This is a genomic window from Nocardioides imazamoxiresistens, assembly GCF_032378595.1.
Classification (GTDB): Bacteria; Actinomycetota; Actinomycetes; order Propionibacteriales; family Nocardioidaceae; genus Nocardioides; species Nocardioides imazamoxiresistens.
In genome coordinates this window covers 112,656-126,185 of record NZ_JAVYII010000007.1, presented here as the reverse complement: position 1 = coordinate 126,185, position 13,530 = coordinate 112,656, and the positions used below count along the sequence as shown (strand labels likewise).

Annotated in this window: 10 protein-coding genes; 4 read left to right on the top strand and 6 right to left on the bottom strand. The window is 75.1% G+C overall.

Features of this window, described 5'->3' with window-relative positions; all coding sequences use genetic code 11:
• Nucleotides 1-36: 36 nt before the first annotated feature.
• Nucleotides 37-633 (bottom strand): dephospho-CoA kinase, encoded by a 597-nt coding sequence (gene coaE, locus RDV89_RS15885; protein ID WP_315734452.1) that lies wholly within the window; start codon nucleotides 631-633, stop codon nucleotides 37-39.
• A gap of 30 nt (nucleotides 634-663) precedes the next feature.
• Nucleotides 664-1,605 carry a helix-turn-helix domain-containing protein gene (locus RDV89_RS15880; protein WP_315734451.1) on the bottom strand — a complete coding sequence of 314 codons (942 nt, stop codon included), beginning with the start codon at nucleotides 1,603-1,605 and terminating at the stop codon, nucleotides 664-666.
• 94 nt (nucleotides 1,606-1,699) lie between these two features.
• Here RDV89_RS15880 and RDV89_RS15875 point away from each other — a divergent pair, with 94 nt between their 5' ends.
• Nucleotides 1,700-1,843 (top strand): hypothetical protein, encoded by a 144-nt coding sequence (locus RDV89_RS15875; RefSeq protein WP_315734449.1) that lies wholly within the window; start codon nucleotides 1,700-1,702, stop codon nucleotides 1,841-1,843.
• Between the two features lie 108 nt (nucleotides 1,844-1,951).
• On the opposite strand, the gene rpsA is transcribed toward RDV89_RS15875, so the two are convergent.
• Nucleotides 1,952-3,427, bottom strand: a complete 1,476-nt coding sequence (rpsA, locus tag RDV89_RS15870; protein ID WP_315734448.1) for a 30S ribosomal protein S1 — start codon at nucleotides 3,425-3,427, stop codon at nucleotides 1,952-1,954.
• A gap of 226 nt (nucleotides 3,428-3,653) precedes the next feature.
• Here rpsA and RDV89_RS15865 point away from each other — a divergent pair, with 226 nt between their 5' ends.
• Nucleotides 3,654-4,427, top strand: coding sequence for a class I SAM-dependent methyltransferase (locus RDV89_RS15865; protein WP_315734446.1), 774 nt, complete (start codon nucleotides 3,654-3,656; stop codon nucleotides 4,425-4,427).
• A 20-nt stretch (nucleotides 4,428-4,447) separates the two neighbouring features.
• Here RDV89_RS15865 and pgfA read toward each other — a convergent pair whose 3' ends face one another.
• A complete protein-coding gene (gene pgfA, locus RDV89_RS15860; protein ID WP_315734444.1) occupies nucleotides 4,448-5,347 on the bottom strand; it encodes a cell envelope lipid trafficking protein PgfA in 900 nt (299 codons plus the stop codon).
• A gap of 161 nt (nucleotides 5,348-5,508) precedes the next feature.
• Between pgfA and RDV89_RS15855 the strand changes: the two genes are divergently transcribed.
• Both RDV89_RS15855 and RDV89_RS15850 read left to right on the top strand, forming a co-directional pair.
• Complete coding sequence (locus RDV89_RS15855; RefSeq protein WP_315734442.1) at nucleotides 5,509-7,281, top strand: hypothetical protein; 1,773 nt, start codon at nucleotides 5,509-5,511, stop codon at nucleotides 7,279-7,281.
• On the top strand, nucleotides 7,278-8,531 hold the full coding sequence (locus RDV89_RS15850) for an acyltransferase family protein (protein WP_315734440.1): 1,254 nt from the start codon (nucleotides 7,278-7,280) through the stop codon (nucleotides 8,529-8,531). Before RDV89_RS15855 ends, RDV89_RS15850 begins: the two co-directional genes overlap by 4 nt.
• On the opposite strand, the gene RDV89_RS15845 is transcribed toward RDV89_RS15850, so the two are convergent.
• Both RDV89_RS15845 and RDV89_RS15840 read right to left on the bottom strand, forming a co-directional pair.
• Nucleotides 8,443-12,774, bottom strand: a complete 4,332-nt coding sequence (locus RDV89_RS15845; protein ID WP_315734439.1) for an alpha-(1->3)-arabinofuranosyltransferase domain-containing protein — start codon at nucleotides 12,772-12,774, stop codon at nucleotides 8,443-8,445. The genes RDV89_RS15850 and RDV89_RS15845 overlap by 89 nt on opposite strands.
• Nucleotides 12,771-13,511 (bottom strand): class I SAM-dependent methyltransferase, encoded by a 741-nt coding sequence (locus RDV89_RS15840; RefSeq protein ID WP_315734437.1) that lies wholly within the window; start codon nucleotides 13,509-13,511, stop codon nucleotides 12,771-12,773. Before RDV89_RS15840 ends, RDV89_RS15845 begins: the two co-directional genes overlap by 4 nt.
• Between the last annotated feature and the right edge of the window lie 19 nt (nucleotides 13,512-13,530).

The following is a 13,530-nucleotide window of genomic DNA, read 5'->3' as shown; positions in this document are numbered from 1 at the left end:
ACCGCTCACCGCTGCGGCACCCGAGCGCGTCCCCCGTCACGCACGGGGGGTGCCCCGCAGCTCCTCGACGACCTCCGCCACCCGCAGGCGGAGGTCGTCGTGCGTCCCGGTGTTGTCGACGACGATGGTGGCCGCGGCCAGCCGCTCCTCACGGCTCGCCTGGGCCGCCACGCGCGAGCGCGCGTCGGCCTCGCTCCAGCCCCGGTCGGCGACCATCCTGCGCACCTGCTCCTCGACGGGCACGTCCACGACCACGACGGCGTCGAACGTCCCCTGCTGACCCGTCTCCACCAGGAGCGGGACGTCGTGCACCACCAGCGCGCCCGGCGGGGCCGCGCGCTCCAGCTCGGCCCCCCGGGCCCGGATCAGCGGGTGCAGGATCCCCTCCAGCTCGCGTCGCCGCCCCTCGTCGGCGAAGACGATGGCGCCGAGGGCAGGACGGTCGAGCGTCCCGTCGTCGGCGAGCACCTCGTCACCGAAGGCCGCGACCACCCGCTCCAGCCCCTCGGAACCGGGCGCCACCACCTCCCGCGCCAGCTGGTCCGAGTCGATCACCACGGCGCCGAGCTCCGCGAGGAACCCGGCCACCGTGCTCTTGCCCGAGGCGACGCCGCCCGTCAGTCCGATCCGCATGGGCCCATCCTCGCCCATCGCGCCGCAGCGTCAGCAGGCGAACGTGCGCCGGTACGCGTGGGGGGCCACGCCCCGCACCCGCACGAAGTGGTGGCGCAGCGTCGCGGCGTTCGCGAAGCCCACCTCGGCAGCCACCCGGTCGACCGGGAGGTCGGTGCGCTCCAGCAGCTCCTCCGCGAGGCGTACGCGCTGGGCGGTCACCCAGGCGTGCGGCGTCGTGCCTGTCTCGGCGCGGAAGCGGCGGGCGAACGTCCGCGGCGACATGTGGGCGCGCCGCGCGAGCGTCTCGACGCCGAGGTCGTCCGCGAGGTGCTCGTCGATCCACGCGAGCAGCGGCCCGAGCGTCTCCGCGGCGCGCTCGGGCACGGCGCGGGCGACGAACTGCGCCTGCCCGCCCTCGCGCTGCGGCGGCACGACCATCCGGCGCGCGACGATGCTCGCGATCGCCGCCCCGTGCTCCTGGCGCCAGACGTGCAGGCAGGCGTCGAGACCCGCCGCGGTCCCCGCGCTCGTCACGACCTGCCCCGCGTCGACGTAGAGGACGTCGGGCACGATCCGCGCCCGGGGGAAGCGGGCCGCCAGCTCGGCGGTGTAGCGCCAGTGGGTGGTGCACTCGCGGTCGTCGAGCAGGCCCGCCTCCCCCAGCACGAACGCGCCGCCGCAGACCGACATGACGCGACCACCCCGGTCGACGACCTCGACGAGCGCGTCGAGCACGACTCCGGGGGTCCCCTCGTGAGGTAGCGCCGGAACCACGACCAGGTCCGCCTCGACGAGGCGGTCGAGGCCGTGCTCGAGGACGAGGGAGAAGCCGCCGTTGGTCCGCACCTGCCCGGGCGTGATGCCGCAGACGGCGAAGTCCGGAACCGGAACCGCGTCGTCCGAGCGGTCCAGCCCGAAGGCCTCGACCGCCACCCCGAGCTCGAAGGGGGCGACACCGTCGTAGGCCAGCACGGCCACGTTGGAGAGCATGCCGACCAGCATGCCAGACGAATGGCAGCAAATCGACGCACATCGGCATCACTGCCACTCGTGGCAGGATCTGCACGAGGGCATTCTTTCTGCCATGACCTTCTTCGCAGCGATCCTCGTCCTGGCGCTCGCGGTCCTCGCCGCTGCGCTCGTCCGCACCGTCCGTGCCGACCGCGGCGCACCTCCGCGCTCCCAGCGGACCGACCCGCTCGCCCATCCCCTCGACCTGCGTCGCTAGACGACCTGCGCCCGCCGGTCGGCGCGAGCGGAGATGCGGACGGCGCCCGCCCCCCGAGGGGGACGGGCGCCGTCGGCGTGCATCGGGCTCGAGGCCCGAGCCGGTGACTCAGTTGCCGCCGGTCAGCTTCTCGCGGAGCGCCTGCAGCGCCTCGTCGGAGGCGAGCGAGCCGCCCTGCTCGTCGCCCTGCTCGGCGACGTCGCCGCCGGAGGAGTACGACGTGGCCTCGCCGGCCTCGGCGTCGGCCTGCTTGGCCTCGGCCTGCTGCTTGACGTGCGCCTCCCAGCGAGCGTGCGCCTTGGCGTACTGCTCCTCCCAGGTCGCGCGCTGCTCGTCGAAGCCCTCGAGCCACTCACCCGTCTCGGAGTCGAAGCCCTCCGGGTAGATGTAGTTGCCCTGCTCGTCGTACGACGCGGTCATGCCGTAGAGCGTCGGGTCGAACTCGTCGGCGTCCGCCGCGGCCGCGGTCTCGTTGGCCTGCTTGAGGGACAGCGAGATCCGGCGACGCTCGAGGTCGATGTCGATGATCTTGACCATGACGTCGTCGTTGACCTGGACGACCTGCTCCGGGATCTCGACGTGGCGCTCGGCCAGCTCGGAGATGTGGACCAGGCCCTCGATGCCCTCCTCGACGCGCACGAACGCACCGAAGGGGACCAGCTTGGTGACCTTGCCGGGCACGATCTGACCGATCTGGTGCGTCCGGGCGAAGTGCTGCCACGGGTCCTCCTGCGTCGCCTTCAGCGACAGGGAGACACGCTCGCGGTCCATGTCCACGTCGAGGACCTCGACGGTGACCTCGTCGCCGACGGTGACGACCTCGTTGGGGTGGTCGATGTGCTTCCACGACAGCTCGGAGACGTGGACGAGACCGTCGACGCCGCCGAGGTCCACGAACGCACCGAAGTTGACGATCGAGGACACGACACCCTTGCGGATCTGGCCCTTCTGCAGCTGCGTGAGGAAGCCCTGGCGGACCTCGGACTGCGTCTGCTCCAGCCAGGCGCGGCGCGACAGGACCACGTTGTTGCGGTTCTTGTCGAGCTCGATGATCTTCGCCTCGAGCTTCTGGCCGACGTAGGGCTGCAGGTCGCGCACGCGGCGCATCTCCACCAGCGACGCCGGGAGGAAGCCGCGCAGGCCGATGTCCAGGATGAGACCACCCTTGACGACCTCGATGACGGTGCCCTCGACGACGCCGTCCTCCTCCTTGACCTTCTCGATCGTGCCCCAGGCGCGCTCGTACTGCGCGCGCTTCTTGGACAGGATCAGGCGACCCTCCTTGTCCTCCTTCTGGAGGACCAGGGCCTCGACCTTGTCACCGACCTCGACGACCTCGTTGGGGTCGACGTCGTGCTTGATCGACAGCTCGCGGGAGGGGATGACGCCCTCGGTCTTGTACCCGATGTCGAGGAGGACCTCGTCACGGTCGACCTTCACGATCGTGCCGTCGACGATGTCGCCGTCGTTGAAGTACTTGATGGTCGCGTCGATCGCGGCCAGGAAGTCCTCCTCGGAACCGATGTCGTTGACCGCGACCTGCGGTGCCTCGGTGCCGGGGTAGGTGGAGATGCTGCTCGTCATGTGGAAAGGGAAACCTTTGCGGTGGACAGTGGATCGTGCGGGCACACCGACGGTCCTGGTTCACCGCCCGCGCGGGCGCCTCGAGGGCGGGTGCGACGGAGGGCGAGCTCGGGTCCGCTCCGTCCGGGACGCAGGCAGACCGCTGGCGCATCCGTCAGGGTACGCCCGTCGCCGCGGGCGCGTCCAACCGGGGTCCGGCCCTCCCGTGCGGCCTACGCTGCACGGCGTGGACGAGGAGACGACCCGACGCGCCAACCGTAGCGACTGGGACCGCCACGCGGACGACTACCAGGCCGAGCACGGGGCGTTCCTCGGCGACGCCGGGTTCGTGTGGGGTCCCGAGGGCCTGGCCGAGGACGAGGCCGGGCTGCTCGGCGACGTCGCGGGCCGGCGGGTGCTGGACCTCGGCTGCGGCGCGGCGCAGTGCGCCCGGTGGGTGCGCGAGCGCGGCGGCGAGGCGTACGGCCTCGACCTCTCCTTCCGCCAGCTCCAGCACGCGCGCCGCATCGACGACGACCGCGACGCGGCGGGCGTACCGCTCGTGCACGCCACCGCCACCCGTCTGCCCTTCGCCGACCGCGTCTTCGACGTCGTGCTGTCCTCCTACGGCGCGCTGCAGTTCGTGGCGGACGCCGACGCGCTGGTCGCGGAGGTGGCGCGGACGCTGCGTCCCGGCGGACGCTTCGCGTTCTCGGTGACGCACCCCGTGCGGTGGAGCTTCCCGGACGACCCCGGCCCGGCGGGGCTCGTCGCGGCCACGTCGTACTGGGACCGCAGGCCGTACGTGGAGACGGACCCGCAGACCGGGGAGGTCACCTACGCCGAGCACCACCGCACGCTCGGCGACTGGGTGCGGCTGCTGGCCCGTCACGGCTTCCGGCTCGACGACCTGGTCGAGCCGGAGTGGCCGGAAAGCAACGACCGCGTGTGGGCGGGATGGTCGCCCACACGCGGTCGCGTGCTGCCGGGTACGGCGGTGTTCGTGGCCACGGTGCGCTGAGCACCGGGGCCGGCGCAGCGTCAGGCCACGCGGTCGCCGCGCTTGCCCTCGCGGGTCATCAGCAGGGCCGCGCCGCCGAGGGCGAGCACGCCGAGGATGCCGCCACCGAGGGGGATCCAGCCGCCGATGATCGTCAGCAGGCGGTTGTTGTCCTTCGCGGTGTCGACGTTGTTCTGCACGGTCTCGTCGGTGTAGGCCAGGCTCAGGGACAGGGCGGTCGCGCCGTCCTCGGTGAGCCGCTCCTCCTCCTGGGTCTGGTTGATGATCGAGCCCGTGCCCGGGTCGACCCAGTACTCCTTCGTCTGGCTGTACGTGCCGTCGGTGCCGTCGGCGATCTCGGTCTCCTCGCCGTCGACGGAGTAGACGTACTTGTACGTCTCGAGCCCGTCGATCCGCTCGACGCCCTCGTAGGTGGCGGTCACCGCGCGGTCGAGGACGTCGTCCCAGATCTCGTAGTCCTTCTTCTCCGCGCCGAAGGGCCACTTGTTGACGAGGCCCTCCTTCTGGCCGTAGTCCCCGCCGACGTAGTCGCCGTTCTCGACGGCCTCGCCGTCGCGGCGGTCGGTGGCGAAGACGTCCGCCGAGATCGTCACCGTGCGCAGGTCGTCGCCGCCGACGCAGTAGTCGGTGCCCTCGAGGTCCTCGTCGACCGTCAGGCAGGTCGTGGCCGCGAAGACGACGACGTCGTCGTCGGAGGCCTCGGAGTCGGCGCGCGTCACGTTCTTGGCCACGACGGGCTGCGGCTCGCCGTCACCCACCTGCACGACGACGCCGGACGCCTCGCCCGACAGGAGGGTCTCGGTGTCCGTGTCGAGCGGCGTGCGCTCGGCGGCCGGAAGGCCCCACAGGCGGGCGACCAACGCGGTCACCACGAGGAACGCTCCGACGCCCAACAGCGCCCACGAACCGAACTTCTTCATCAGATCCCTCCCAAGGACACCGTCGGTGGCGAGCGGACATTAGCAGTAAGTTACGCACGGGTCACCACGATCGAGTGATCTGGGCCACGGCGTGTCGAGAGGGGGTGCACGTGGGCGCTGAGCAGGCACTTCGCCCGCACACGGCCCGGCATGCACGCGTCGTGCGGCTGGTCCTGCTGCTGGTCGCGGGCCACGCCGTCCTCCTCACGCTCGTGCTGCGCAGGTCCTTCTTCGGGACCCACGACTACGTCGTCCTCGCCCAGGCGCGCGAGGTCGGGCTCCTCGAGGCGGTGCGCACCCCCGTCGACGGTGCGTTCGCACCCACCACACGCCTCGCGGCCGGCTGGGTCGCGAGCGGCCAACCGGTCGCGTGGGCGGACGCCGTCGTCGTCGTCGTCGGCCTGCAGGTGCTCGCGTCGCTCGCGCTGGCGGGCGCGCTGCTCGCCGTGCTGGGCGCGCGCCGCTGGGTCCCCGTCCTGCTGGCGGCCTACCTGGTCTCCCCCCTGACCTGGGGCGTCGCCCTGTGGTGGGCGCCCGCTACCACCGTCCTGCCGCTCGTCGCCCTCGTCGCGGCGTCCGTCGCGCTCGTCGCGATGGCGCGGACGAGCCGACCGACGCGCCCGCGCGCTCGCCGGGCGGCCGCCGCGGCCGCAGCCCTCACCGCGCTGGGCGCGGCCCTCGTCACCCCGTGGGGAGTGCCGGTCCCCCTGCTCGCGGCCGCCGCGGTCGCCGCTCCCCTCCCCCGCCTCCTGCAGGTCGGACGCGCGGGACTGACGGCCGCGGCGGCCGTCGGCGCGACGCTGACGCTCGCCGCCGCCGGCGTGCACCTGTGGCTGTCGGACGCGGCGTCGGTCACCGCCCCGGCGCCGGGCACGCTGCTGCGAGCCCTCCTCGTCGCCCCCTGGGGCGGTCCGTGGGCCTGGGCCGCCGGCGAGGCCCCGCTGCCCGAGCCCGCCGTCCCCCCCGCACTCGTCGCGGCCGCGCTGCTGGCGTCGGTGGCGCTCGGCGCGTTCCTGCTGCGCCGGCGCGGACGCCGTGCCGCGGTGTGCCTGCTGGGCGGCGGCGTCTGGGCCGCGCTCACCGTCGCCGTGGCCGGCCTCGGCCCGGCAGCGGTGGTCGGCGACCAGCGCCTCGCCGCGCTCCTGCTCGCCGGGGTGCTGTGGCCCGGCGCCCTCCTGACGGTCGCCGCCGCGGCGTCCGTGCCTCCCGGGTCGTCCGTCCAGCCGGTGCGGCCGCCGGCGTCCGCCCGCGCGCGGTCCCGGGCCGGTGCCCTGCGGGCCGCCGGTGTGCTCGCCACCGTGGCCGTGCTGGCCGCTGCCGGCTGGTCCTCCTACGGCTACGTCCAGGTGCGTGGCGACGACCCCGGCGCCGCCTGGGCGCGCACCGCCCAGGCGGAGGCCGGCTCCCGGGGCGTGGTCGACCTGGCTGAGACGTGGGTCCCCGAGACCGTGCTGCCGCGCGAGGCCGCGCCGTACGACACCACGCGGACGGTCATGGGCCTGCTGGCCGACAACGTCCGCTTCCCCGCGCTGAGCGCCGACCTCGACGTCGTCGACGAGGACGGTCGGCTGCGGGCCGCCCGGGTGCTCGGCATCGACGGACTGCCCGGGCCCGACCCGACCTGCGGGTGGCGGGTGGACGACGCGCTCGTCCGGATCCCGCTGACCTCGCCGACCCCCGACGGCCGCTGGTGGGTCGAGATCGGCTACCTGTCCGGCGCCAACCGCGACGTGGTGGTCGGCGCGGGGTGGGGCACGGCCGACGTCGAGCTGCGGGCCGGGACCAAGACCGTGCACGTGCGGGCCTCGGGTGTGGTGGACTCCGTGGTCGTGAACCCCGCACCCCTCGCCCCCGACGCCACGACCGACGAGGCCGGGCCGGTCTGCGTCGTCTCGGTGCGGGTCGGGGTGCCGGCGGGGGGCGAGGCCCGATGACCGTCACCCCGCCCGAGCCGGCCCGCGCCTGGTTCCCCGTCCTCGACACGCTGCGCGCGGTGGGGGCCCTGGCGGTCCTGACCACCCACGTCGCCTACGGCACGACGGCGTACACGGTCCCGTCGGGCTACCTCGGCGTCCTCCTCGCGCGGCTCGACGTCGGGGTCGCGCTCTTCTTCGTGCTCTCCGGGTTCCTGCTCGCGCGGCCGTACCTCGCGAGCGCCGCGGAGGGGCGCCCGGCGCCGGCGACCGGTGTGTACGCCCGCCGGCGGTTCCTGCGCGTGGTCCCGCTCGCGCTCCTGACCGTCGTCGTCGCGCTCGTCTTCCTCGAGGACAATCGCCATCTGTCGTGGCTCGACCGGGTCGCGGCGCTGACCCTCACCAGCAGCTACGCCACCCCGTCGTACCCGGCCGGCATCACGCACTTCTGGAGCCTGGCCGTCGAGGTCGTCTTCTACGTCGCGCTCCCCGCACTGATGGTGCTCGTCGTGGGCCGACGCTCACGTCGGCTGCGGGCCGACCGCCTCGTCGGGCTGCTCGTCGTCGGCGCGGCGGTCTCGGTGCTCTGGTTCGGTCTCGCGGTGCCCGCCGTCGAGGCGGCCGGCGCGATCGGCTCGCCCACGACGTGGCCGTTCGGGTACGCCCTGTGGTTCGCCGTCGGCATCGCGCTGGCGGGCCTGTTCGAGCTCGACCGCGTGAGACGTGGCGGGTGGCCGGCGGTGCTGCTGCGGCGCCTCGCCCGGCAGCCGGGCGTGTGCTGGGCCGTCGCGGGCGGCCTGCTCCTGCTGATGGCGACCCCGATCGCCGGCCCGGCGACGCTGGCGCCGGTGACGCCCACGGCGCACGTGATCAAGGTGGTCGTGTACGCCGTGGTCGCCGGGCTCGTGGTGCTGACCGGCGTGTTCCCGTCCTCGCCCCGCTACACGACCGTGCTCACGCACCGCGCGGGGCGCCGGCTCGGCATCGTGTCCTACGGCATCTTCTGCCTGCACCTGCCGGTGCTCCACCTGGTGCTGTGGGCCACCGGGTGGGGCGTGTTCAACGGTCGCTTCACCCTCACCTGGCTGATGACGGTGGCGGTGACCCTGGTCGTCGCCGAGCTCGCCTACCGCTGGGTCGAGGAGCCGGCGCAGCGGCTCGGTCGGCGCCGGGAGGACCGGTTCACCGCGCCGGGGACGCCGGGGACGCCGGGGGCACCTGGCTCCGGCTCGGGTGCAGCACGGCCCGCATCAGCACCGCGGCGAGGGTGACCAGGGCGGCGTACTGCGGCCACGCCTCGGCCCCCGCCCATCCCGACGACGAGCCCCACGGCAGCAGGGCGTAGCCCAGCGCCGCCCCGAACACCGGCAGGGCCGCGAGCCACGGCACGACGTCGTCCGCCGCGTCGCGCCAGCGCACGCCGACCAGGGCGAGCACCAGGCCGACGGCGAGGCCGGTGACGACGCCGCCCGGGCCGGCGACCCAGGCGAGGACGGCGAGCGTCCCGACCAGGCCGAGCGCGCGCGTACCCCGTCGACCGACGGCCGGCGGCGGGGCCGGCGCTGCCTCGCGACGGGCTCGCGACGTGCGGCGCAGGCCCAGCAGCAGCCCGACGACCAGGCCGACCAGGGCCAGCAGGCCGACGGCGAGACCGGCACGGTAGGTGCCGTCCGGGCCGAACTCGACCTCGACGGCGTCGTCCCCGGCGACGGCCCAGCCCTGCTGCCACCCGTCCACGGTCAGCGGCCTGAGCGCGTCGTCGCCCTGCCGGGCGACCCAGCCGGGGTTCACGTTCTCCCGCGCCACGGCGACCGCGTCGCCGGGCCCCGGTCGCAGCGTGCGTGCGTCGGTCCCCGGGTCCAGGCCGCCCTCGCGCAGCCCGGTGGCGCCCTCGCCCGTGCCGGGCCCGCCGCCCGGCGCGGTCAGCACGACCGCGGAGACCGCGAAGGCCCCGGCGTCGCTCGCCACCACGTCGGTGGCCCCGCGCGGGAGCACGATGCGCTCGTCGCCCCCGCAGACCGTGGCTACGGCCGGCTCCCCCGCCGCCGCGTCGGCGGCCGACGTGGTCACCGCGGTCCGCACGGTCCGTCCGTCCACCTCCAGGTCCGGGCCGCTGCCGCAGGGCAGGGTCCGCAGCAGCGCGGAGGGTCGTGCCGGCAGCTCGGGAGCCCCGTCGAGGCGCAGCTCGCCGATGCCGATGGAGGGCTCGTCGCCGCCGGCACCGGGGGCGACGACGTCCTCCTCCGCCCCGGTGACCGCGATCCGCAGCGTGTCCGTGGTCAACGCCGGGAACCGGGCGACGCCGTCGCGCAGCTCCACCTCCCTCGTGCCGTCGGGCCAGGTCAGCCGCAGGCGGGTGGGGACCCGGGCGGCGGTCGCCGGGTCGAGGTCCACCTCGACCCGGTCGAGCGTGCGGGGCGCGGCGAACGTCAGGTCGAGGGTGGGCCGCAGGTCGTCGGTGGCCGCCAGCCACGTCGTGCCGGCCTTCCCGTCGACGGCGGCCAGCCCGGACGCGCGGGGGTCGGGCACAGCCGTGGACGACGCGGCGACGCGGACCTGCCGGCCGGCGGGGGCGAGCTGGGCGACCAGCGCGTCGAGCTCCTCGCCGGCGCGGGGAACCACCGTCACGCTGGCGTCGTAGGTGCCCGTCCGGGGCATCGACACGGTGCGACGCAGCGGGCCGGCCTCCTCGTCGGGCACGACGAGGGAGGCGGCGCACCGCACCGGGTCGGCGCCGGGCGCGGCGACGCTCGCGCACCCGTCGCGCGCGTCGCGGTCCGCGCGCAGGACCACCTGGTCGGGCGCGGGCCAGCTCTCCGGGAGCTCGGGCAGGTCCAGCCAGCGCTGCACCTCGACGCCGGGCACGGCGACCTCGGCCAGCGAGATGTCCTGGTCGCCGTCCGGCGACGCGTCCTCGACCCGCAGCCAGCCGACCGCCTCCGCGGCGGCGACGGTGACGGTGCTCGACTCGCCCTGCGGCAGGGGCACCTCGTCGCTGGCACCGCCGGGCCAGCGCAGGCGCACGACCTGGTCCTCGGCCGCGCGGTCCCCGCCGGTGAGGGTGACCCTGGTGGTGCTGCCGGCCGGCAGCTCCTCCTGCAGGTCGATCTGCCACCAGGCGGCGCCCGCGAGGTCGGCGTCGGCCGTCCACGACGTCGACTCCAGTCCGTCGACGGCCGCGGTCGGCAGGCCGCCCCGCGTGGTGCCGCCGAAGCCGCCGGGGTCGGCCACCGACGAGGACGCGCTGACCGCCTCCGCGCCGGCGACGCGCGCGGTCGTCGACCAGCGGTCGGCGTCGTCGACGAGGTAGTCGCGCTGCGGGCTCGCCGAGGAGCGCCGCTCCCCCGGGGCCAGGACCGCCGAGGTCGCGTCGTTGATCCGCGCGAAGTCACGCTCGCGGGCCCGCAGGCCGTCGGTGAGCACGACCCGGGCGCCGGCGAGCGGGTCCGCGAGCCCGTCCCCCTCGTCGAGCGGGGCGTCGGCGGCGAGCACGGCCGGTCGGTCGTCGAGCGCGCCGACGTCCAGGAGGTCGACGAGGTCCTCCGGCCCGCCGACGACGACGTCGGGCGTGCCCGCCGTGACCGTGGCGGCGACGTCGCGCACCTCGTAGATCTCGAGGGCCGGGTACGTGGTGCGCCAGCCGCCCTCCAGGACCGTCCGCGGTCGCCCTGCCTCGGCCTCCTCGGCCGCCGCGACGGGGTCGCCGACCGTGGCGGGGTCCTCCGCGGTCTCGGTGTCCAGGACGGCGGGTCCCCCGACCTGGGGGCCGAAGGTCGCCACGCGGGCGATGCCCGGGGACGAGCCGAGGGCCTGGCGGACCAGGGCCGGGGAGGGCACGTCGCCGTCCGGGCGCAGGTCGTTGCGCACCACGAGGTGCCGCACGCCGGCCCGCCGCAGGTAGTCGGTGAGCCCCTGCCCACCGCGACCCTGCGCGAGACGCGTCTCGATCCCGTCGAGCATCCGGATCGCGCCCGGCGGCGTCAGCGGGATGACGTTGCGCACGGCCCACCGGCTGTCGGCCAGGAACTGCAGCGGCTCGTCGCGCGGGCTGCCCCAGTCGTAGTCGGCGAAGCGCGACCCGGGCGCCAGCAGCGCACCGGTCCCGGTGGCCGGGTCGGCGGTCGGGTCGGCTCCCCCGGCTCCCCCGGCTCCCCCGGCTCCCCCGGCTCCGTCGCGCTCGGCCAGCCACGCGGCGGCCTCGGTCCAGTACTCCGGGACGGCGGCCGTCTCGCCGGTCGGCGCGAGGCGCCCGAGCCCGGCCGGGACGGCGGCGCCGGCGACGACGAGCACCGCGGCCGCCACGACCGAGCTGCGCTCGAGCACCCGCCCGGAGCCGGCCGAGCCGGCCCGCCGGGAGACGGCGTGGTCGACGAGGAACGCCAGGCCCACGACCAGCGGCAGCCGCACGACCGGGTCGAACTTGTGGACGTTGCGCAGCGGCGCCAGCACCCCGTCGAGGAGGGCGGCGACGTCGCCGGCGAGCACGCCCTGCACGACGCCGGAGTGACCGGCGGTCACCATCACGACACCGACCGCGAGACCCGTGACGAGGAAGCCGCGGTGCGGCGTGCGGCGGTCGAGCAGTCCGCAGGCCCCCAGCAGCAGGACGACGCCGCTGTTGAGGACGAGGTACGCCGTCGTGACCAGGTCGTTGCCCGCCCGCGAGCGCGCGTCGATGTAGGGCACCCAGTTCGACGTCCCCCGCAGGGTGTCGAAGACGGTCGTGGGGAAGGTCGTGGCGCTGCTGGTCTCGATGAAGTCGAGGAACGGCGGGCTGTAGGCGCCCAGCACGAACAGCGGCACGAGCCACCACAGGGTGCCGAGGAGGGTGAACAGCGGCCACCACAGCATCAGGCTGCGTCGCCGGGGACCGGGCTCGCGGGTGAGGAGCCACACCGCTCCGAGCGGGATCACCGCGAAGGTCGCGGCGGCGTTGACCCCTCCGACCGCGGCGATCCCCAGGCCGGCCAGCGCCGCGGCGCGCCGCGGGGAACCGCGTCTGCTGCCGACCACGAGCGCGAGCAGGACCCAGGGCGCGAGCGAGCTCGGCCACGCCTCGCTGGAGATGGGACCGATGACGGTCAGCATCCGCGGGGACAGGGCGTACGCCGCCGCCCCGACCAGCACGCCGACGTCGGAGCGGACCCCGAGGGCACGCAGCAGCAACGCGGCGCCGACGAACGCGACCCCCAGCACCACCGCCCACCACAGGCGCTGGACCACCCAGCCCGGGAGGCCGACTGCCTCGCCGAGCCAGAAGAACGGGCCCATCGGCCACAGGTAGCCGTACGCCTGGTTCTGCAGCTGCCCGAACGCCCCCTCGGCGTCCCACAGCGTGAGGGCGCGGGCGAGGAAGCCGCCGGGGTCGGCGACGAGGTCGAACTTCGTGTCGGAGACGAGCAGACCGGGCGACTGCACGAACGCGAGCCCGGTGAGCAGGGCGACGCCGGCGGCGACCCGCAGCCCCAGGGTGGTGCGCGAGGAGGCGACCTCGCTGCTGCTCCCGTCGCTCACCGCTTGCGCAGCACGATCACGAGGTTCCACGTGACCAGCTCGCGCAGGAGCGGGACGCGCACGACCCATCGCGCCCACCACGGGTGGTAGCGCGGCAGCACCGCGAGCACGTCGCCCGCCTGCTGGCGCCGGGCCCAGCGCAGCCCGTCGGTGACCGTCACCGCGAACAGCGACTCGCCGAACCGGTTCTTCGGCTCGTGGCCGTGCGTGCGTCGGTAGCGCCGCCGGGCCCGCGAGCCGCCCAGGTAGTGCCAGGGGGCCGTCTCGTGCCCGCCCCACGGGCCGAACCAGACGGTCCAGGACAGGAACACGGTGCCGCCGGGACGTGTCACCCGCAGCATCTCGTCGGCCATCCGCCACGGGTCCGGGACGTGCTCGAGGACGTTGGAGGAGTAGCAGACGTCGACCGTCGAGTCGCCGAAGGGCAGCTCCATCCCGCTGCCGAGCACCGTGCGCGGGTGGATGTCGCCCGCCCCGCTGAGCTCACCGACGTCGGCGTCGAGCGCCACGTAGGTCGCCCCGCGGGCCTCGAAGGCCCGGCGGAAGTAGCCCGGCCCGCCGCCGACGTCGAGCATCGTCGCGCCGTCGAGGGCGGCGTGCTCGTCGAGCTGGGCCGCCGAGTCCTGCGCGAGCGCGGTGTAGAAGCGCTCGGGGTCGGGCTGCTCGTAGCGAAACTCCGAGAACAGGTGCAGCGAGCGACGCAGGGTCGCGCGGGACGTCCGCTTCCACCGGGGCACGCGGGGCACCATAACGCCC